Here is a 19565-nt window from a genome sequence, read left to right on the forward strand (position 1 = left end):
AAGGCGCGGGAACAGGCTCCCGCGCCTTTTTGATTCGCGCCCCCATCGCTTTGCAGGGCTTGCGGCCGCGCTTACATTGTCGTTTGCGTGGCAGCGTCTTGATTGGAACCGTCACCAGACTTCAGGAGGACACGACCGTATGATCTGGCTTCGCAGCCTTCTTGCGCTCGTTCTGCTTTGCCTTGCCAGCGTTCCCGCAACCGCCCAGATCCGCGAACTGCCGCAGTCGCGCGAGCAGGTGCAGCTGTCCTTTGCACCCGTGGTCCGGCAGACGGCGCCGGCCGTGGTGAACATCTATACGCGCCGGCTCGTGCGCAACCAGCTCCTGCCGTTCTTCCAAGATCCGTTCTTCCAGCGCTTCTTCGGCAATAACGGCTTCGGCATTCCGCGCGAGCGGGTCGAACGCTCGCTCGGCTCGGGCGTGATCGTGAGCGAGGACGGTCTCATCGTCACCAACAACCACGTGGCGGGGCAGGGCTCAGAGATCCTGGTGGTGCTCTCCGACAAGCGCGAGTTCGAGGCCAAGGTGCTGCTGGCGGACGAGCGTACCGACCTCGCGGTTCTGAAAATCGAGACGAATGGCAGCAAGCTGCCGACCATCGCCTTCGACGATAGTGATTCGCTGCAGGTCGGCGATCTCGTGCTGGCCATAGGCAATCCGTTCGGGGTGGGCCAAACCGTCACCAGCGGCATCGTGTCGGCGCTGGCACGGACCGCGGCGGGGATCAGCGATTACCAGTTCTTCATCCAGACCGATGCGGCCATCAATCCCGGCAATTCAGGCGGCGCGCTGGTCGACATGAATGGCCGGCTGGTGGGCATCAACACGGCGATCTATTCCCGCAGCGGCGGCTCGATCGGCATCGGCTTCGCCATTCCGGCGAACACGGTCCGCATGGTGGTGGAATCGGCGCGAGCCGGCGGCAAGGTGGTGCGGCCCTGGCTCGGGGTGAACATGCAGGACATGACCGCGGATATCGCCGAATCCCTCGGCCTCGCCGCACCGACCGGTGCCGTGGTGCTCGACGGGCATCCGCTCTCGCCGCTGATCAAGGCGGGCCTGCGCACCGGCGATGTGCTGATCGCCATCGACGGTAAGCCGGTGGACAGTCCAGCGGCAGCCAATTACCGCTTCTCCACCCTGCGCATCGGCGGCCGGGCGGAGGTCGCTTTCCTCAGGGACGGCAAGCGGATGACCGCTCAGGTCGCGGTGATAGCACCGCCCGAGGAACCGGCCCAGAACCGGACGACACTGCAGGGCCGCTCGCCGCTGGCCGGGTTGGTGGTGGCCAATCTCTCACCGGCGGTTGCCGAGGAACTCGGGGTTCCGAGCGCGCGAGAGGGGGTTGTCGTCGTCGACCTCGCGCGCGGGCCCGCCAGGCAGCTGGGCTTCCGCCCCGGCGACATTCTGGTCGAGGTCAACGGGCGGAAGCTCGGCAGCGTCAAGGATGCGGTTGCCGCGACGCAGCGCTCCGCCCGGATGTGGGAGGTGGTGGTCAATCGCAAAGGCCAGGTGATCTCGTCGACCTTCGGAGGCTGATCCCATGACGGACGGGATATGATGACCAATCTGTTCGAGGCGGCGGGCCTGGAGCGCGAGGCGCCGCGCCCGCTCGCCGACCGTCTGCGGCCGGAAAGCCTCGCCGACGTGGTCGGCCAGGACCACCTGGTCGGCCCCGAGGGCGTGTTCACCCGCATGCTGCGCTCCGGCCGCTTCGGCTCGGTGATCCTGTGGGGCCCGCCGGGCACGGGCAAGACCACCATCGCCCGGCTGCTGGCCCGGGAAGCCAAGCTGGTCTTCGTGCAGATGTCGGCGATCTTTTCCGGGGTGCAGGACCTCAAGAAGGCGTTCGAGGCGGCCCGGGCACAGCGGGAGCAGGGGCGGGGCACCCTCTTGTTCATCGACGAGATCCACCGGTTCAACCGCACCCAGCAGGACAGCTTCCTGCCGGTGATGGAAGACGGGACCATCACCCTGGTCGGGGCCACCACCGAGAACCCGTCTTTCGAACTGAATGCGGCCCTTTTGTCGCGCGCCCAGGTGCTGACGCTGCGGCGGCTGGACAGCGCCGCCCTCGAGCAGCTGCTGGCCCGCGCCGAGGCCTATGAGGGCAGGACGCTGCCGCTTGATCCCGCCGCCCGCGACGCGCTCATGCAGCTTGCGGATGGCGACGGCCGCTATCTCCTCAACATGGCGGAAGAGATTTTCGCCAGTGTGCCCGGGACGGGCGAGCCTCTCGATTCGGCCGGCCTGGCCGAGGTGGTGCAGCGGCGGATGCCGCTCTATGACAAGTCGCGGGATGGGCATTACAACCTGATCTCGGCGCTGCACAAATCGGTGCGCGGGTCGGATCCGGACGCCGCACTCTATTATCTCGCACGCATGCTGGTCGCGGGGGAGGACCCGCTTTACATCGCCCGCCGGGTGGTGCGCATGGCGGTCGAGGATATCGGCCTTGCCGATCCGCAGGCCCTGACCCAGGCCGTCGCCGCCAAGGATGCCTTCGACTTCCTGGGCTCACCCGAGGGCGAGCTGGCCATTGCCCAGGCGGTGATCTACATGGCGACCGCACCCAAGTCCAACGCTGCCTACGTGGCCTACAAGGCCGCAACCCGTCGCGCCAAGGAGACCGGCTCGCTGTCGCCGCCGTTCCACATCCTCAACGCGCCAACCAAGTTGATGAAGGCGCAGGGCTACGGCAAGGGCTACGACTACGACCACGATGCCGCGGAGGCCTTCTCCGGCCAGAACTACTTCCCCGAGGACATGCCACGCGAGCGCTATTACGACCCGCCCGAGCGCGGCTTCGAGCGGGAGATCCGCAAACGGCTGGACTACTGGGCCAAGCTGCGCGACCAGCGCCAGGTGGAGGACGACGGACAGTGAGCGGGGTCGTGGTGAAGACGGTGGCGCCGGCGGAAGACGGCATGCGCCTCGATCGCTGGTTCAAGGCCCATTATCCCGCCCTTGGCCATGGCGCGCTGCAGAAGCTGCTGCGCACCGGCCAGGTGCGCCTGGACGGCGCCCGCGCCAAGCCGGGCGACCGGGTGAGCGAGGGCCAGGCGGTGCGCGTGCCGCCATTGCCCGATGCCGGCCCGGAACCGAAACGGTCTGACGTCAGCGAGCGGGACGCGCGCTGGCTGCAATCGCTCGTCATCCACCGCGATGCGGACGTCCTGGCGCTCAACAAGCCGGCCGGCCTCGCGGTGCAGGGGGGCAGCAAGACCGAGCGGCATCTCGACGGCATGCTGGACGCGCTGGTGCTGGACGGTAGAGAACGGCCGCGCCTGGTCCATCGTCTCGACCGCGACACCAGCGGCGTGCTGCTGCTGGCGCGCACCAGGTCGGCGGCAACCGCCCTGGCCCACAGCTTCAAATCGCGGGATGCACTGAAGGTCTACTGGGCGCTTGTGCGCGGTGTGCCCAAGCCGCGGGCAGGCACGATCAACTTGCCCCTGAAGAAGATCGGCCATGCGGGCGACCAGCGGGTGGTGGGCGCCAACGCCCATGACGAGGAGGCACAGGGCGCGATCACTGACTATATCGTGCTTGCCAATGCTGGCCGCCGGGCCGCCTTCGTGGCGCTGAGCCCGCGAACCGGGCGCACCCACCAGCTGCGCGCCCATATGGCGGCGATCGGCCATCCGATCCTGGGCGACCGCAAATATGGCGGCGAGGATGCCAGCTTGAGCGACGAGCTCGATCCATTGCTGCATCTCCACGCCCGAGGCATCACCCTCGCCCATCCACGCAAGGGCAGGCTCAGGGTGCTCGCCGATCTGCCGCAGCACATGCGCCGCAGCCTCGATTATCTCGGCTTTGACGTGCCGTCCGACGATCCCTTCCAAATCTTCGAGGAATAAGCCACGGGGTACGAGGCCGGTCTGGTTTTCGATCGCGCGAGCGGCGGCCATTGATCGATCGCCAATCTTGCCTAGATGAGCTATCAGGCAGCGCAGTTGGCATAGGACGGTCGAACCAATGGCAGAGCAAGAAAAGAACGGCGCCGCGGCTGCGAGCTTTGCGGAAATCATCAAAGCGCATGCTCAGGATCGGCCGCTACCGAAGCGCTTCTACAAGCAGGCCGAAGTGCGTGAGGCCAATGGTGGTTTTACCGTCACACTCGACGGCCGCAGCATCAAGACGCCACTCAAGAACCCACTGATTGTGCCCAATGCGGCGCTTGCCGGTGAGATAGCCGCCGAGTGGAACAGGCAGGGCGAGCATATCGATCCGGCGGCCATGCCGCTGACCCGCCTGTCCAACACCGCGATCGATCGGGTGGCGCCAGACAAGATGCGTATCATGGCGGAGATCCTTGCTTATGGCAGCAGCGATCTCTTGTGCTATCGCGCCAATGATCCCGACCCGCTGGTGGCCCGCCAGTGTGCCCTGTGGGATCCCATTCTGGACTGGGCGGCGGAAGCCTTGGGGGTGAAGCTCGTCACGGCGACGGGCGTCATCTATCGCCAGCAGCCGAAGGAGGCCCTCGCCAAGCTGGAGACGCATCTCGACGGCTACGATGCCTTCGGGCTCACCGGCCTCCATAACATGACCACCCTCTCGGGCTCGGCCATCGTGGCCCTTGCCGTTGCCCAGCAGCATCTCGATCCGGAGCAGGGCTGGACCGCCGCCCATCTTGACGAGGACTGGCAGGCCGAGCAATGGGGCGAGGATCCGGCGGCCGTTCGCCGGCGCGCCCTGCGCAAGGCCGAGTTCGATTCCGCCGTGCTGCTCTTACGGCTCACCCATCAGCCATAACCGTTGCGTTTGCCGCCCCTGGTGGTATTTACCCCGTGGACAATTCCACGACAGATGGGGAGCAGGGGCATGAGCGATGTGTTGAGCGAGCTGCAGCAGCGCAGGGCGGTGGCGCGCGCCGGCGGTGGGGCCAAGCGCATCGAGGCCCAGCACGATCGCGGCAAGCTCACGGCCCGCGAGCGGCTGGAGCTGCTGCTGGACGACGGCTCGTTCGAGGAGTTCGACATGTTCGTCGAGCACCGCTGCACCGACTTCGGCATGGAGAAGCAGAAATTCCCGGGCGATGGGGTGATCACCGGCTGGGGTACGGTGAACGGCCGCACGGTCTACGTGTTCGCCAAGGACTTCACCGTGTTCGGCGGCTCGCTGTCGGAGGCGCATGCGCGCAAGATCACCAAGATCCAGGACATGGCACTCACCAACCGCGCGCCGGTGATCGGCCTGTTCGACGCGGGCGGCGCCCGCATCCAGGAGGGCGTTGCGGCGCTGGGCGGCTATGGCGAGGTATTCCTGCGCAACGTGCTGGCGTCCGGCGTGATCCCGCAGATCTCGGTGATCATGGGTCCCTGCGCTGGCGGCGATGTCTATTCGCCGGCCATGACCGACTTCATCTTCATGGTGCGCGACACGTCCTACATGTTCGTGACCGGTCCGGACGTGGTGAAGACGGTCACCAATGAGACGGTCACGGCCGAGCAATTGGGGGGCGCGTCCATCCACACCACCAAGTCCTCGGTCGCGGACGGTGCCTATGACAATGACCTGGAAGCCCTGCTGCAGATGCGCAGGCTCCTGGACTTTTTGCCGGCCTCCAACACGGACGAGGTGCCGGAGATCCCGACCTTCGATGATCCCGATCGGACCGATATATCCCTCGACACCCTGGTTCCCGCGAACCCGAACCAGCCCTATGACATGCGCGAGCTTATCCTCAAGGTCGTGGATGAGGGAGATTTCTTCGAGATCCAAGAGGCTTACGCGAAGAACATCATCGTGGGCTTCGGCCGGATGGAAGGCCGCACCGTAGGCTTCGTCGCCAATCAGCCCATGGTGCTCGCCGGTGTGCTGGACACGGATGCCTCGCGCAAGGCGGCACGCTTCGTGCGCTTCTGCGACTGCTTCTCGATCCCCATCGTGACCTTCGTGGACGTGCCCGGATTTCTGCCCGGCACGGCCCAGGAATATGGCGGGTTAATCAAGCACGGCGCCAAGTTGCTGTTCGCCTATGCGGAGGCGACGGTCCCGAAGGTCACCGTCATCACCCGCAAGGCCTATGGCGGCGCCTATGACGTGATGTCGTCGAAGCACATCCGCGGGGACGTGAACTATGCCTGGCCCTCGGCGGAGATCGCGGTGATGGGTCCCAAGGGCGCGGCGGAGATCCTCTACCGGTCGGAACTCAACGACCCCGAGAAGATCGCCGCACGCATCAAGGAATACGAACAGCGCTTCGCGAATCCGTTCGTAGCCGCCGAGCGCGGCTATATCGACGAGGTGATCATGCCGCACTCAACCCGGCGGCGCCTCACCCGGGCGCTCAACATGCTCCGCCATAAGGAGCAAGAGAACCCCTGGAAGAAGCACGATAACATTCCACTGTAATTGGGTCCGCGGCTCCCGCCTGCTCAAGTCAGCAGGCAGCGACGCGCGGATCGCACTTTCGAGCAGCAGGCGGGCGGGGGCTGTTGGTCCAGTTGCCGACCGCCGTGCTGCTTTCCCGCGGCCGCGGCGCTACATAGGCTGGCGGCAGGTAGGGCGACGGATAGCCCTGCTGATAGTAGCGATAGGTCGGGTTGCGGGTTTCGTCCTGCGGGTCCCAGTTGAACATCTCGTTGGCGGGCGTTGCCAGGCCAATCCCGGCTGCGAGGACGAGCGTGCTCCATCCCATTGGTCTGTTCCTTCTCTGGCCGCCCCTCATTGATGTAGTTGGCCTCGGTAGGCTCGCCAAGATCACTGCTGGCCAATTGGCAAGCTTCGTCCCTGCTGGTAACGCCCGGGTTAACCCCGTCGCCACACCGGACCACCACTCGCCAGATAGACCCCGCTCGAGACAGCGATGATGCCCAGCCAATCGCTTAGGGTGGGAATCTCACCCAGCACGGGAATTGCGATGAGGGCGGCGAGGGCCGGAACCAGGGCGCCGAACGCCGCGCCGCCCGAGGCGCCGAGAATGCTGACGGCCTTGCCGAACAGGTAGAGGGCGATCACCGTGGCGAAGATGCCCTGGAATATGGCCTGGACGAGAATGTCCGACACGGGCGCCGGCGGCAGGTGCAACCCGCGGCTCATCAGGTAAACGGGCAGGAACAGAACCGCCGATCCCACCGAGACCAAGGCCGCCGCGTGCAGCGGCGCCAGCCGGCTCTGGCGCAGGGTGACCACATAACAGGCCCACATGAAGGCGCCTGTCAGGAACAGCAGGTGTCCCTTGGTATGGTCCTGACCAGGGAGCACGGCCGTGAGGCCGGCGATCATGGCCACGCCGAGCAAGATCAGCCCGTAACCGACTTTCCGGCTCGAGGTGAACCGCTCCTTGAGGAACACGAGCGAGAGCAATGCAACCAGAAGTGGCATCACGCCGGGAATGAGCACACCGGCATGGGCGGCAGGGGCAAAGCGCAAGCCCATGGCGGCAACCATGGCATAGGGCGCACCGGCACCGACGACCAGGATCAGGAGGCGCCACCAGCCGATACGATCAAGCGCCAGCCCCTCCCGGATCACGATCGGGAGCAGCACCAGGCCCGCCGTGCCGAAGCGCAGCATGGTGACGTCCGTGGCTGTCATTGATGTGGTCACACCGAGGCGGGTGACCGACATCCAGCCGGCCCAGATGAGAATTGCCCCAAGACCGCAGACGGCACCCGCCACATATCGAGCCCGCGGCGCCCGTTCGCCGGCTGACACTGCGCTCATCCTGTCCTCTGGTTGATGCGGAAGGCGGAATGGTCGAGCTTATGGCCCACACGAGCCTGTGGCAGACGATTGTGTGCAGACCAGCCTGCCGCTACGCAAGATTTGCCCCGGGCACCACTGGCGATATGGAATAGCTGGTATGCGCCATGATCATCCCGGTCGAACCTCAGGAGGTGGTCTTCTCTCCGGCCGGTAGGACGGCGAGCACTTCCAGCCGGTTGCCGTCCGGGTCGCGGATGAACGCGGCATAGACGCTCGCCTTGCTGTAATGGCGCACGCCAGGCGCGCCGTCGTCGCTGCCGCCATTCTCCACCGCTATGCGGTGGAATTCGTCGACTTCCGCAGGGCTCTTCGCCCGCAGGCCTATGTGGCAGCCGGTATCCGCGGCGACGGGCGCCATATGCGGCCGCTCGTTGAGCCAGAACGAGGCATAGCGGGTGCCGAACCCGACCGTGCCGGTGCGGGTCACCAGCCGCGAATAGCCGATGGGCGTAAGCACGGCCTCATAAAAGCGCGCAGCTTCATCGAGCGCGCGGACACCGATGGAGACGTGGTCGAGCATCCCGGCTCCCCTATTTCCCTTTGAACTTGGGAGCGCGCTTCTCGAAGAAGGCCCTGGCGCCCTCGGCGAAATCCTCGCTCGCGAAGAGCAGGGCCTGCACGTTCACCTCGGCGGACAGCACGTCCTCTAGCGCGGCGGGGTGGCGGGCGAGCAGCTGCTTGCAGATGGCGGTGGACAGGGGCGCGTTGCGGCCGATCTCGCGGGCAAGCTCCACCGCATGGGCAACGGCATTGCCCGGTGCTGTGGTCTCCTCCACGAGACCCCACGCGAGGGCCTGTTCCGCCTCGATGGAGCGGGCGGTCATAGCCAGCCATCGGGTGCGGCCAACGCCGATGCGCGCCGGCAGGGTGTAGAGCGCGCCGAGATCAGGGGCGAGGCCGATCTTGCCGAAGGGCAGGGAGAAGCGGGCATCGGCGGCCGCCACCACGATGTCGCAGGCGGCGGCCAATGACAGGCCTGCGCCCACGGCGCCGCCCTCGACCGCGGCGATGACCGGCTTGAACCCGGTCTGGATGGTGCGGATCAGATCATGAATATGATGGAGACGGCGGCGCGCATCGGCGGGCGCGATGCCCATCATGCCCTTGATATCGCCACCGGAACAGAAGAAGCCGCCAGCGCCGGCCAGCACGAGAGACGAGACGGCGGTGTCGTCCATCGCCCGGTTCACTTCGGCAATCAGCAACCCTCTGGCCTCCAGCGAGAGGGGATTGCGCCGCTTCGGGTCATTCATCCAGATCAGCGCGATATCATCGATGCGCCTGGCAAGGCAGATTGGATCCTCTTCGCCTGGCGCGGCTATCACCGTGTCACTCATCTGCGGCGTCTCCGGGTCTCTACGGTCCAGTACGGGCTGTAACGCATCGGTTCCGTCCTGCCTAGGGTGAGAACGGGATGGGAATGGCAGACGCGATTTATCCCTTTAAAAGATCAACCGTTCGTTCTATAAATTACGCAAACAACGGCATGGGGATGCGGCTGGCTGGAACCGATGGCGATTCCGCCACGAGCACGCGCACCCGGCAAACCAGGGGAGGAAGCCTTGAAGAGATTTGTCCTTGGTGTTCTGGCCGCGGCAGCAATGGTGCTGCCCGCTGCAGCCCAGGTGAAGGTCGGTGTCATCGTCTCGGCGACGGGGCCTGGCGCGTCGGTTGGCGTGACTCAGCAGCGGACGGTGCCCATTCTACCGAAGACTCTGGGCGGCAAGTCGGTGGACTATATCCTGCTGGATGACGCTTCCGATACCTCGACCGCGGTGAAGCACGCGCAGAAGCTGATCACCAAAGACAAGGTCGACGTCATCGTCGGCCCCAGTCTCACGCCGAACTCCCTGGCTTTGCTGGAGCTGGTGATCGAGCAGAAGGTGCCGATGATCAGCCTTGCTGGCTCCGCCTTGATCGTCGAGCCCGTGGATGAGAAGCGCCGCTGGGTGTTCAAGACGCCACAGAGTGACGCGCAAATGGCTTCGGTGGTGCTCGAGCACATGGGCAAGAGCGGTATCAAGACCCTGGCTTTCATCGGCTTCAGCGATGCCTATGGCGAAGGCTGGATCAAGGTGATGACCGGGCTTGCCGAAGCCAATGGCATCGAGGTGGTGGCGTCGGAGCGGTTTCAGCGCACCGACAGCAGCGTGACCGGGCAGATCCTCAAGATCGTGGCACGCAAGCCGGATGCGGTGTTCATTGCGGCATCGGGAACCCCGGCTGCCCTACCGCAGCGCACGCTGGTCGAGCGCGGCTATAAAGGCACCATTTATCAAACCCATGGGGTGGCCAATAACGACTTCCTGCGGGTTGGTGGCAAGGCGCTGGAAGGCACCTTCGTGCCGGCGGGGCCGGTGCTGGTGGCCGAGCAGCTGCCGGACGACCATCCCGCCAAGGCGCCGGCGCTCGACTTCATCAAGCTCTATGAGGCCATACCCGGCGCGGGCGCGCGGTCGACCTTCGCCGCGTATCTCTGGGATGCTCAGCTCATCCTCGATGCGGCGATCCGCAAGGCATCGGAAAAAGCCGAGCCGGGCACGCCGGAGTTCCGGGCCGCCTTGCGCGATGCGGTCGAGAGCACGCGCGACGTTGCCGGGCCCAATGGGGTCTACAACATGTCGCCCACCGACCATCTCGGGCTCGATGAGCGCTCGCGCGTGATGACCCAGATCGTCGACGGCAAGTGGACGCTCGTGGATTAGAGGCTGTTAGGGCTCGCCCCCATGACCTTCGATATCGGGGCCATCCTCGTTCAGGACGGTGTCACCACCGGCGCGGTTTATATCCTGCTCGCGGTTGCGCTCGTGCTGGTGTTCACCGTGACCCGGATCGTGTTCGTGCCGCAGGGGGACTTCGTGGCCTTCTCGGCCCTGACCCTTGCGGCCTTCGAGGCGGGCACCCTGCCGGGCACGGTCTGGGTGCTGGCGGCCGGGGCCGCGCTGGCGCTGCTCTTCGACCTCGGCTCGGCCGCGCTGCGCCATGATTGGAGCGGCGTCGGACGCTCGCTCGTCACCTTTGGCGCGATCCCGGCCGCACTGGTGCTTGCGGCGATCTATCTCGTGCCCGCGGATGCACCTCTCCTGTGGAAAATGGCGGTGACCTGCGCGCTTATCACCGCAATGGCCCCGATCCTCTACCGGGTCGCCTTCCAGCCCATTGCCAGCGCGTCGCCGCTGGTGCTGCTGATCGCGGCGATCGCGGCCCATTTCGGCCTCAACAGCATCGGCCTCGAGGTGTTCGGCGCGGAAGGGGTGCGCACCACCGGCTTCTCGGGCGACCCGCTCGTCTTCGGCGACATGGTGGTTTCCCAGCAATCCCTCGGCGTGTTGCTCGTCAGCCTGCTTCTCGTGCTGGGGCTCTATGCCTTCTTCACCCATACCTTGCGGGGCAAGGCGCTGCTTGCGGCGGCCTATAACCGGCGGGGCGCTGCAATCCTCGGTATCAGCACCGTCTCGGCAGGGCGCACGGCCTTCGTGCTGGCAGGCTTCATCGGCGCGGTCTCGGGCCTGCTGATCGGGCCGATCACCACCCTCTACTACGACTCCGGCTTCATCCTGGGGCTCAAGGGCTTCGTCGGCGCGATCGTCGGCGGCTTCGCGGTCTATCCCCTGGCCGCGGCGGGCGCGCTGGCCGTTGGCCTCGTCGAGGCCTTCGCGTCCTTCTGGGCGAGCGCCTATCGCGACGTGATCGTATTCACACTGATCATCCCAGTGCTGTTCTGGCGCTCGCTCATCTCGCCCCATGTGGAGGACGAGGCGGAATGACAGCAAAGCTCATGCGCAAGGCGCCTCTGGTTCTGCTGACGATTGCTGCCGTGGCACCCTTGTTTCTCACGGCCTATCAGCTCACCATCGCCACTTACGTGATGATGTTCGCCATCGTCTGCGTCGGCCTGGTGCTGATGACCGGCATTGCCGGCATGGTCTCTCTCGGGCAGGCCGCGTTCGTCGGGGTCGGGGCCTATGCGACCGGCTATGTGACCACGGCCTATGGCCTGTCGCCCTGGCTAGGCCTGGTGGTGGCGCTTGCGGCGGCCGCGGTGGTGGCGCTCGTCATCGGCTCGGTGACCGTGCGGATGAGCGGGCACTACCTAGCCCTCGCCACCTTGTGCTTCTGCATCAGCTTCTATTTCCTGGTGGGCAACACGGAGGCGCTGGGCCTGTTCAACGGGCTCACGGGCATTCCGCCGGTTTCGCTGGCTGGGTTCGAGCTGCGGTCGGAACGGGTGGGCTATCTCATGGCCTTGGCGGCCCTGGCGGCAGCGGTCTGGTGGGTGCAGCGCCTGCTCGCCTCCAGGATCGGACGCGTGATCCGCTCGCTGCGCACCGGATCGGCCATCGCCGAGAGCTTCGGGGCGGATGCCACCCACTATAGGCTGGTCGCCTTCCTGGTCGCGGCCCTGCTTGCGGCGCTCTCGGGTTGGCTCTATGCGCACGTCCAGCGCTTCGTGAACCCCACCCCGTTCGGCGTGCATATGAGCATCGAATATCTGTTCATGACGGTGATCGGCGGCAGCGGCCAGGTCATGGGCGCGATCCTGGGCGCGGGGCTGGTGACCCTGCTGAAGCAGGAGCTCCAGGAGGTGCTGCAGCCGCTGTTCGGGGCGACGACCCGGCTGGAGATGCTCGCTTTCGCCGGCATCATGCTGCTGGTGCTGTGGCGCGCTCGGCGAGGAATGCTGCCGCTCGTCCAGTCTTGGCTGCCGCGCGCTGCGGCTGAGGGAGACGTCATGGCGCCGGCCCGGCTGCCTTCGCCGCGGCCGCGTCCGCCCAGGGGCACACCCCTGCTTGCGGCGGAAGGTCTCAAGCGGAATTTCGGCGGCCTTGTCGCGGTGGACGAGGTGAGCCTGGAGGTGCGCGCGGGCGAGATCCTCGGCCTGCTCGGCCCCAATGGCGCGGGCAAGAGCACCCTGTTCAACCTGATCAGCGGCACGCTGCCGGTAAGCTCCGGGCGGATCACCTTCCTCGGCCAGGAAATCCCGCGGGCGGATGCGCGCACCATGTGCCGGCTGGGCATGGCACGCACGTTCCAACACGTGAAGCTGGTGCCGGATATGAGCCTGATCGAGAATGTCGCGATCGGCGCGACCCATCTTGGCCAAGCCGGGCTTGCGTCGGCGAGTTTTGGGCTCGACCGAGCAGAGGAGAAGCGGCTGCTCGGCTGGTCGATATATCTCCTGGGGCGGGTCGGCCTGGCGGACAAGGCCTGGGAGCCGGCGGGCGCGCTGCCGCTGGGCCATCAACGGGTGCTGGAGATTGCCCGGGCGCTTGCGGCCGACCCAGTGCTCCTGTTGCTGGATGAGCCTGCGGCCGGTTTGCGCGCCAATGAGAAGGCAGAGCTTGCGGCCTTGCTGCGCAGCCTGCGTGAGGATGGCCTCGGCATCCTGCTGGTCGAGCATGACATGGATTTCGTGACCAAGCTGGCGGACCGGCTGATGGTGATGAATTTCGGCCGCCGCATCGCCTTCGGCGAGCCGGCCGTGGTGCGCGCCGACAGCGGCGTCCAAGAAGCCTATCTGGGAGTGCCGGCGTGACCGTGCTCTTGGACCTGGAGCGGCTGTCGGTGCGCTATGGCAGGATCATCGCGCTGAGCGAGGTCTCGCTCACCGTACGCCAGGGAGAGGTGACCGCGGTCATCGGCCCCAATGGTGCCGGCAAGACGTCGCTGGTGAATGCGGTCATGGGGCTGATCCCTTCATCCGGCCGCATCGTGTTCCCCGCCTGGCCCGAGGCGTCCCGGTCGGTCGAGGCGCGGGTGCGTGCGCGCATCGCCCTGGTGCCGGAAACGCGCGAGCTGTTCGGGCCGATGACGGTGCTGGACAATCTGCGGCTCGGCGCCTTTGCCCAACGGCATGACCGGTCGATTGATCCGGCCAAGCAGCTGGACGAGGTGTTTGCGTTGTTTCCGCGGCTTGCGGAGCGGCGGCGCCAACTCGCTCACACCTTGAGCGGCGGCGAGCGGCAGATGCTGGCCCTGGGCCGCGCCCTCATGTTGCGGCCGCGCCTGCTGATGCTGGACGAGCCGAGCCTTGGCCTTGCCCCGCTGATCGTGGCCGAGATCTTCCGCATCATTGCACGGCTGAAGCAGGACGGGGTGTCAATCCTGCTCATCGAGCAGAATGCCCGGGCGGCGCTCAAGGTCTCCGATACGGCTTATGTGCTCGAGAACGGCAGGGTGGAGCTGCAGGGCAGAGCGGCTGACCTCGCCGCGAACCCGCGGGTGATCGACAGCTATCTGGGCGTGGCGAGCGCAGCTGAAGCGCAGGAGACCGTCGCCCCGCGCATGGCCCTGACCTGATACCGGCCATCTATGGAACGGCTAGCCACGGTGGCTAGCCCTCGTGGCTGCGGGACAGCTGGTCGACGGCGGCGCCGATGCCCGCCGCACTACCGATGACCTGGGCTCGGACCGGCTCGCCCCGCCCGTTCTGCCGGGGATGTGTGTGGTTCCCATAGATGGCCGCTCAGACGAGGAAGGACAGGGTGAAGATCGGCTTGTGATTGTTGACCAGCGCCACCTTCTTGCGTGCGAGGCGGAAGGCGCCCTCGACCATGCGCAGGGTATATTCGTTGCGCGCGGCCCAGATGGTCTCGCCGCGCAGGTTGTCTTCGAAGACGAGCATGTTGGCGCGCACGTGCACCTCGTCGCCCTCCTGGCGCACCAGCTCCACATTCGAGATGAGGCGGGCCAGGTTCGAAGGCGGCGTCTGGGTGTGGTGGCGGCCGGTCTTCAGCTGCTCCACCCTGAGGCGGATGCGCGAGCGGTTGTCGTAGATGATGGACATCTCCCGCTCCGGGTCGGTGTCGTGGCCATTGGCGGGCACCCAATAGATGGCATCATCGGTCCACAGCGCCTCCCAGTCGTCATAGGCGTGGGTGTCCTGGAGCCGCGCTTCCAGATAGAGGAACTGTTCGATGCGGTGCATGAGTTCGCCGGCATCCTCCTGCCGATGGGCGTGGTCGCTGCCAGTCGATGCTGCCTCCGCCAAAGTCAAACTGCTCGCGCTCGTGCTGCTCATGCGGTCATCAACTCCAGGTAATGGCGCCAGATGCCGCGCTGCGGCACCTCGTCGGTGGAATGGCCGATCAGATAGCCGTTCTCGTCCCGCCGCTCGCGGTGAAGCCCGCGGGTCAGCGTGAGCCATTCGGGATCGCGGATCGCCGCCCCGCGATGGTTGCGCTCATACATTTCCGTATCATCGGCCAGCAGCAGGCCGGCCGGGCCCACCGAGCCCATGGTTTGCTGGCGCAGGCGGCGGTTGAAATCGGGCGCGCCCTTGAACTGCAGGGCCGTCACGTGCTGGATGGTCTCGTCCACCGCGATCGGCTGGATCACGAACAGCTGGATCTCGGCGATGAACAGGTTGGGGAAGATCATGGTATGTGGCGTGCCGTCGATCATGATCTGGCGTGCGCGCTCCGGGCCATAAGCCCCTGTCATGGCCCGCACGTAATCCGGCAGCCGGCCTTCGTTGGTCCCGAACCATTGCAGCGGCTTGTCCAGGCGTCGCCATTCCGGGCGTAGGTCGAACTCCGTGTGACCGTTGCCGAAATCACGGGTCAGCGCGCTGGAGCGGGGATCATAGAGCTTGCCGATGCCGCTGTCGGAGACCTGGAAGATCGAGCTGTGCACGAAGGCCGGATGATAGCCATCGGTCTCGTTCTCCAGAATGAATTTCCAGTTGGCCTTGGTGCGATGCTGGAGGAAGCCGGCGGTAAGCTCGAGCTCGCCTTCCGGGGAATTGTCCAGGAGCTGGTCGAGGGAGGCCTTGGCCCCGCCCAGATATTCGTCCAGCGAGGGGCCGTCCTCCGCGAAGGAACCGAAGATGAAGCCGCGATAGATGCCGATGCGCGGCACCTTGCCCAGGCCGAACTGGCGCTTGTCGCAGCCCTCGTAGCCGTCGGCGAAGGCAAAGCCGATGAGGTCGCCCGTATTGCTGAAGGTCCAGGAGTGATACGGGCAGGTGAAGGTGGTGCGGTTGCCCCGGCGATAGGCGCAGAGCTGGTTGCCGCGATGGGGACACTTGTTGAGCAGGAGCCTGATCTCCCCGGCGCGGTCGCGCACCAGCAGAACCGGCGTCGGTCCGATCGACTTGGTCACATAGTCATTGGGATTGGGCACCTCGCTCACATGACCGACATAGACCCAGGTGCGGTACCAGATGCGCTCCAGCTCATCCTGAAAGATCCGCTCGTCCGTATAAAGGCTACTATGGACCCTGGTCGGCTCCACGAGGCTGCGGTAGTCCGGCGTCTTTGGCATATGAAGCATGGCGCTGTCGTACCTTCTGGGGAAGAATATTAGACCGAACGATCGTTCTAATTATTTGCGCTCGACGACATTTGTCAAGGCCGCACCACTGCCAGCAGCTCGGCCATTTACATAGACCGATCGTTCGTTCTAATAAAATGCTGATTGCCGGGAGTCGTCCATGTGATGCGATCGAAAAGTTCCGGCGCAAAGGGAGGATTGGATGCTGCATCCCGAGGTGGAGAGCCTGGACTGGCCCGCGATCCAAAAGCTGCAGAGGAAGAGATTGGCGGAGCTCGGTGCGCGCCTTGCGGAAAGCCCGGAATGGGTCGACCATTTCGCCACGGCCGGCATGAACCCGCGCGACCTCGCTGCCGAAGACGGGCTGGAGAACGCGCCGTTCCTGGACAAATCGGCCCTGCATGAGCGCTATCCCTTCCCGTTCCTGACCGTGCCGATGGACCGGGTGCAGCGCTTCATGGCCACATCAGGCACAACGGGACTTCCGGTTCTGTTCGGCCTCACCGAAGCGGACTACACGAAGCTCATGCCGTACCAACTAGCGCGCATGCTGGCGGCCGCCGGGGTCCGGCGGGGCCAACGGGCCTATCAGGGCTATGGCTATGGGCTGTGGATCGGCGGCCCCGCGCTTGATACGGGCTTTGCCGCGCTGGGCTGCACCACATTCCCGATCGGGCCAGGGCGCGCCGAACTGGCGGTGCGCTGGTTGCGCGACCACGGCTATGAGGTGGCCTCCATGTCGCCGCTCTGGCTCATGACCCTGATCACCCAGGCCAAGCAGATGGGCATCGATCCCAAGACGGACTGGTGCCTCAAAGTGGGCATTCTCGGCGGCCAGTCCGTCTCGACCGAATTCCGCGCCCAGCTCGAAGCCGAAATGCCCGAGGGCTTCATGAGCCACAACATCTACGGCACGACCGAAGCCGGCGGCCCGATCCTGGCGATCTCGACCCCCTATACCCACGGGGATGACGAGCTGCAGCTCATGAACGAGGACACGGTGATCACCGAGATCCTCGATCCCGCCACCTTGAAACCGATTGAGCCGGGAGAGGTGGGCGAGATCGTCGTCACCACATTGTGCCGCGAGGCCTCGCCGGTGGTGCGCTGGCGCACCCGCGACCTGGTGCGGCTGTCGCCGAACCCTTTCGATTGTCCGTCTGGGCGGCGCGGCATGCGCAAGATCGGCCGCATCATCGGCCGCACCGACGACATGATCAAGGTGAAGGGGGTGATCGTCTTCCCCTCGCAGGTGGAGGATATCGTCGCCAAGACGCCCGGCACCGTGAAGGAGGCCTGGCAGATCTATATCGACAAGCAGCGCACCACCATCGGCACGATGTGCGTGGCCGTGGAGGCGGCGCGCGGTGCGGGCCGGCCGCCCGCGCAGATCGTGGACGAGATCAGGCGCGAGATTCAGGCCCGGCTCGGTATCAACGTGCAGGTGGAGTGCCTGGAGGAGGGTGCCTTGCCGCGCTATGAGGCCAAGGCAACCCGGGTGCTGCACCGGGCGGAGGTTGCCTGAGGTGGAAGCGAGGGCGGGGCGGTTCAAGCACATCCTGAATGTGGAGGACATGCGCCGGGAGGCATGCCGCCGGCTGCCGCGCGCCATCTTCGACTTCATCGATGGCGCGGCGGAAGATGAGGTATCGCGTCGCCGCAACCGCATGCAGTTCGAGGACTGGGGCTTTGTGCAGCGGGTGCTGAACGACGTAAGCCGGGTGGACATGTCGCTCGAGCTGTTCGGCCGGCGCTATGCGGCGCCCTTCGGCATCGGGCCAACCGGGCTTGCGGGCCTTGCCTGGCCACGGGCGGAAATCCTGTTGGCCAAGGAAGCCGTCGGTGCGGGCATTCCCCTCTGCCTCAGCACCGTCTCCAGCGTGCGGCTGGAGGAAGTGGCGGACGCCGCGGGCCCGGGCGCCTGGTTCCAGCTCTACATCTTCCGTAACCGCGACTTGTCCCGCAGCCTGCTGGCCCGGGCAAAGACGGCAGGTTTTGAGGTGTTGGTGCTGACGGTAGACTGCGCCACCGGCGGCAATCGCGAGCGCGACCCGCGTAACGACTTCATGCTGCCCTTGAAGCTCACCCGCCGCAACGTGCTCGACACGCTGCGGCATCCGGGATGGCTGATGCGCCTTGCCAAATCGGGCGCGCCGCGGCCGGAGAACATGGTGGAAGCGGCCACCGGGGCAGGCGCAAGCGCTCAGGGGCTGGTCGCCTTCATGAATTCCCAGCTCGACCCCTCGGTGACATGGACCGATGTGGCCGAGTTCACCGCCCTGTGGAAAGGGCCGGTCATCATCAAGGGACTGCTCAGCGTGCACGACGTGCTGCGTGCCGCTGACATCGGCGCATCGGGTGTGATCCTGTCCAATCATGGCGGCCGGCAGCTCGACGGCGCGGTGTCGCCGCTCACCGTGCTGCCGGAGATCCGTCAGCAGCTGGGAAACCGGCTCACCATCCTGTGCGACAGCGGCTTCCGGCGGGGAACAGACATCATCAAGGCCCGGGCGCTTGGGGCCGATGCGGTGCTGATGGGGCGCAACACGCTGTATGGCGCCGGGGCGGCGGGGGCGGCCGGCATTGCCCATGTGATCAGGATTCTGAAGACGGAGCTCGAACGGGCCATGACCTTGCTGGGTGCCGCCTCCCTCTCCGAGATCACCCCCGAGCATGTGCGCTATCTGGGTGCGGCGCATCTCGCCGAGGTGAGCGCACCAGCGAACTACGCCGTCCTGCAACGGCGAATGGAGGCGGCCATGTGAGCGCCTCACCGGGCCTGCTTCTCGCGAAAAATTGCCTCGGGCAGTGCCGATCCCTATAGTCCCGCATCTGATCATCAAGACAGGTAGTCCTGTGGCGAGAACGCGTTCCCCGGAATTCGACAACATCCAGGCCTCGATCATCGAGAAGACCGCTGCGCTGTTTGCCTCGCGCGGCTATGCGGCCACCTCGATCGGCGACATCGCGGCCGCCTGCAACTGCTCGAAGTCGCGCCTCTATCATTATTTCGAGTCCAAGGAGGCGATCCTGTCCGAGATGCTCACCGAGCATGTGGACAAGCTGCTGGAGCGTTGCCGCGAGACGCTGCAGCGGCATGAGGACCCGGTGGAGCGGTTCCACGAGCTCATCCGCCTGTTCCTGGACGTTTATGCGGTCTCGGGCAACAAGCACGTGGTGCTGCTCACCTGCCTGCAGTTCCTGCCCGAGGACAAGCGCAAGGAAATCGTGGAGAAGCAGCGGGCGCTGATCGCCACGGTGCGCGATATCCTAGTCCGCATCCGCCCGGACATGCCGCAGGACGCGCAGGTCACGCATGCGGACACCATGCTGTTCTTCGGCATGATCAACTGGACCTACACCTGGTACAAGCCGCAAGGCTCGATCCAGCCGGGCGAGTTGGCGGAACGGGCGGTGGACATCTTTCTCGACGGCTACCGCCATATCGCGGCGCCGAAGGCGAAGTCCGCGAAGCGGTCCGGCGCGCGCTGAGCGGAAGGCGCGGGGAGGTGAGCGTCGTTCTCTGGAAAATTAATTGATCGACCGTTCGTTCTATGCATAAATGAATCGA

Annotated in this window: 18 protein-coding genes; 12 read left to right on the plus strand and 6 right to left on the minus strand. The window is 65.6% G+C overall.

Going from position 1 to position 19565, the window contains the following annotated elements; all coding sequences use genetic code 11:
• The first annotated feature begins 139 nt into the window (after positions 1-139).
• The 5 genes from E4P09_RS20385 (at position 140) to E4P09_RS20405 (ending at position 6364) form a co-directional block, all read left to right on the plus strand.
• Positions 140-1540, plus strand: coding sequence for a DegQ family serine endoprotease (locus E4P09_RS20385; RefSeq protein ID WP_137391469.1), 1401 nt, complete (start codon positions 140-142; stop codon positions 1538-1540).
• 21 nt (positions 1541-1561) lie between these two features.
• Positions 1562-2887, plus strand: a complete 1326-nt coding sequence (locus E4P09_RS20390; protein ID WP_137391613.1) for a replication-associated recombination protein A — start codon at positions 1562-1564, stop codon at positions 2885-2887.
• Positions 2884-3864, plus strand: a complete 981-nt coding sequence (locus tag E4P09_RS20395; protein WP_205042214.1) for an RluA family pseudouridine synthase — start codon at positions 2884-2886, stop codon at positions 3862-3864. Before E4P09_RS20390 ends, E4P09_RS20395 begins: the two co-directional genes overlap by 4 nt.
• A gap of 118 nt (positions 3865-3982) precedes the next feature.
• Positions 3983-4762 carry an ATP12 family chaperone protein gene (locus E4P09_RS20400; RefSeq protein WP_137391470.1) on the plus strand — a complete coding sequence of 260 codons (780 nt, stop codon included), beginning with the start codon at positions 3983-3985 and terminating at the stop codon, positions 4760-4762.
• A 69-nt stretch (positions 4763-4831) separates the two neighbouring features.
• Positions 4832-6364 (plus strand): acyl-CoA carboxylase subunit beta, encoded by a 1533-nt coding sequence (locus E4P09_RS20405; protein ID WP_137391471.1) that lies wholly within the window; start codon positions 4832-4834, stop codon positions 6362-6364.
• A 28-nt stretch (positions 6365-6392) separates the two neighbouring features.
• Here the strand turns inward: E4P09_RS20405 and E4P09_RS20410 are convergent, their stop codons facing one another.
• From E4P09_RS20410 to E4P09_RS20425, 4 genes are all read right to left on the minus strand, one after another.
• Positions 6393-6650 (minus strand): hypothetical protein, encoded by a 258-nt coding sequence (locus tag E4P09_RS20410; protein ID WP_137391472.1) that lies wholly within the window; start codon positions 6648-6650, stop codon positions 6393-6395.
• Positions 6651-6760: 110 nt separating this feature from the next.
• The gene (locus E4P09_RS20415) at positions 6761-7678 is read right to left on the minus strand and encodes a DMT family transporter (RefSeq protein WP_239025288.1); all 918 of its coding nucleotides are present in this window, start codon (positions 7676-7678) and stop codon (positions 6761-6763) included.
• A gap of 166 nt (positions 7679-7844) precedes the next feature.
• Positions 7845-8240, minus strand: a complete 396-nt coding sequence (locus tag E4P09_RS20420) for a VOC family protein (RefSeq protein WP_137391473.1) — start codon at positions 8238-8240, stop codon at positions 7845-7847.
• Between the two features lie 10 nt (positions 8241-8250).
• On the minus strand, positions 8251-9057 hold the full coding sequence (locus E4P09_RS20425) for an enoyl-CoA hydratase/isomerase family protein (RefSeq protein WP_137391474.1): 807 nt from the start codon (positions 9055-9057) through the stop codon (positions 8251-8253).
• Between the two features lie 225 nt (positions 9058-9282).
• Between E4P09_RS20425 and E4P09_RS20430 the strand changes: the two genes are divergently transcribed.
• From E4P09_RS20430 to E4P09_RS20445, 4 genes are read left to right on the plus strand one after another with little or no spacing between them, the layout of a single operon-like run.
• Complete coding sequence (locus E4P09_RS20430; protein WP_239025289.1) at positions 9283-10425, plus strand: ABC transporter substrate-binding protein; 1143 nt, start codon at positions 9283-9285, stop codon at positions 10423-10425.
• A 21-nt stretch (positions 10426-10446) separates the two neighbouring features.
• Positions 10447-11487, plus strand: coding sequence for a branched-chain amino acid ABC transporter permease (locus tag E4P09_RS20435; RefSeq protein ID WP_137391476.1), 1041 nt, complete (start codon positions 10447-10449; stop codon positions 11485-11487).
• Positions 11484-13256, plus strand: coding sequence for a branched-chain amino acid ABC transporter ATP-binding protein/permease (locus E4P09_RS20440; RefSeq protein WP_137391477.1), 1773 nt, complete (start codon positions 11484-11486; stop codon positions 13254-13256). Before E4P09_RS20435 ends, E4P09_RS20440 begins: the two co-directional genes overlap by 4 nt.
• Complete coding sequence (locus tag E4P09_RS20445) at positions 13253-14020, plus strand: ABC transporter ATP-binding protein (RefSeq protein WP_137391478.1); 768 nt, start codon at positions 13253-13255, stop codon at positions 14018-14020. Before E4P09_RS20440 ends, E4P09_RS20445 begins: the two co-directional genes overlap by 4 nt.
• Positions 14021-14186: 166 nt before the next feature.
• On the opposite strand, the gene E4P09_RS20450 is transcribed toward E4P09_RS20445, so the two are convergent.
• Together E4P09_RS20450 and E4P09_RS20455 are read right to left on the minus strand one after the other, a co-directional pair.
• Positions 14187-14741, minus strand: a complete 555-nt coding sequence (locus E4P09_RS20450) for an aromatic-ring-hydroxylating dioxygenase subunit beta (RefSeq protein ID WP_137391479.1) — start codon at positions 14739-14741, stop codon at positions 14187-14189.
• Positions 14738-15994, minus strand: coding sequence for an aromatic ring-hydroxylating oxygenase subunit alpha (locus tag E4P09_RS20455; protein ID WP_137391480.1), 1257 nt, complete (start codon positions 15992-15994; stop codon positions 14738-14740). Before E4P09_RS20455 ends, E4P09_RS20450 begins: the two co-directional genes overlap by 4 nt.
• Positions 15995-16196: 202 nt before the next feature.
• Between E4P09_RS20455 and E4P09_RS20460 the strand changes: the two genes are divergently transcribed.
• The 3 genes from E4P09_RS20460 (at position 16197) to E4P09_RS20470 (ending at position 19486) form a co-directional block, all read left to right on the plus strand.
• A complete protein-coding gene (locus E4P09_RS20460; RefSeq protein WP_137391481.1) occupies positions 16197-17519 on the plus strand; it encodes a phenylacetate--CoA ligase family protein in 1323 nt (440 codons plus the stop codon).
• 1 nt (position 17520) lies between these two features.
• A complete protein-coding gene (locus E4P09_RS20465; RefSeq protein ID WP_170984526.1) occupies positions 17521-18759 on the plus strand; it encodes an alpha-hydroxy acid oxidase in 1239 nt (412 codons plus the stop codon).
• Positions 18760-18850: 91 nt separating this feature from the next.
• Positions 18851-19486 (plus strand): TetR/AcrR family transcriptional regulator, encoded by a 636-nt coding sequence (locus E4P09_RS20470; RefSeq protein ID WP_137391483.1) that lies wholly within the window; start codon positions 18851-18853, stop codon positions 19484-19486.
• The last annotated feature ends 79 nt before the right edge of the window (positions 19487-19565 follow it).

Origin of the sequence: Rhodoligotrophos defluvii, assembly GCF_005281615.1 — a bacterium.
Lineage (GTDB): Bacteria > Pseudomonadota > Alphaproteobacteria > Rhizobiales > Im1 > Rhodoligotrophos > Rhodoligotrophos defluvii.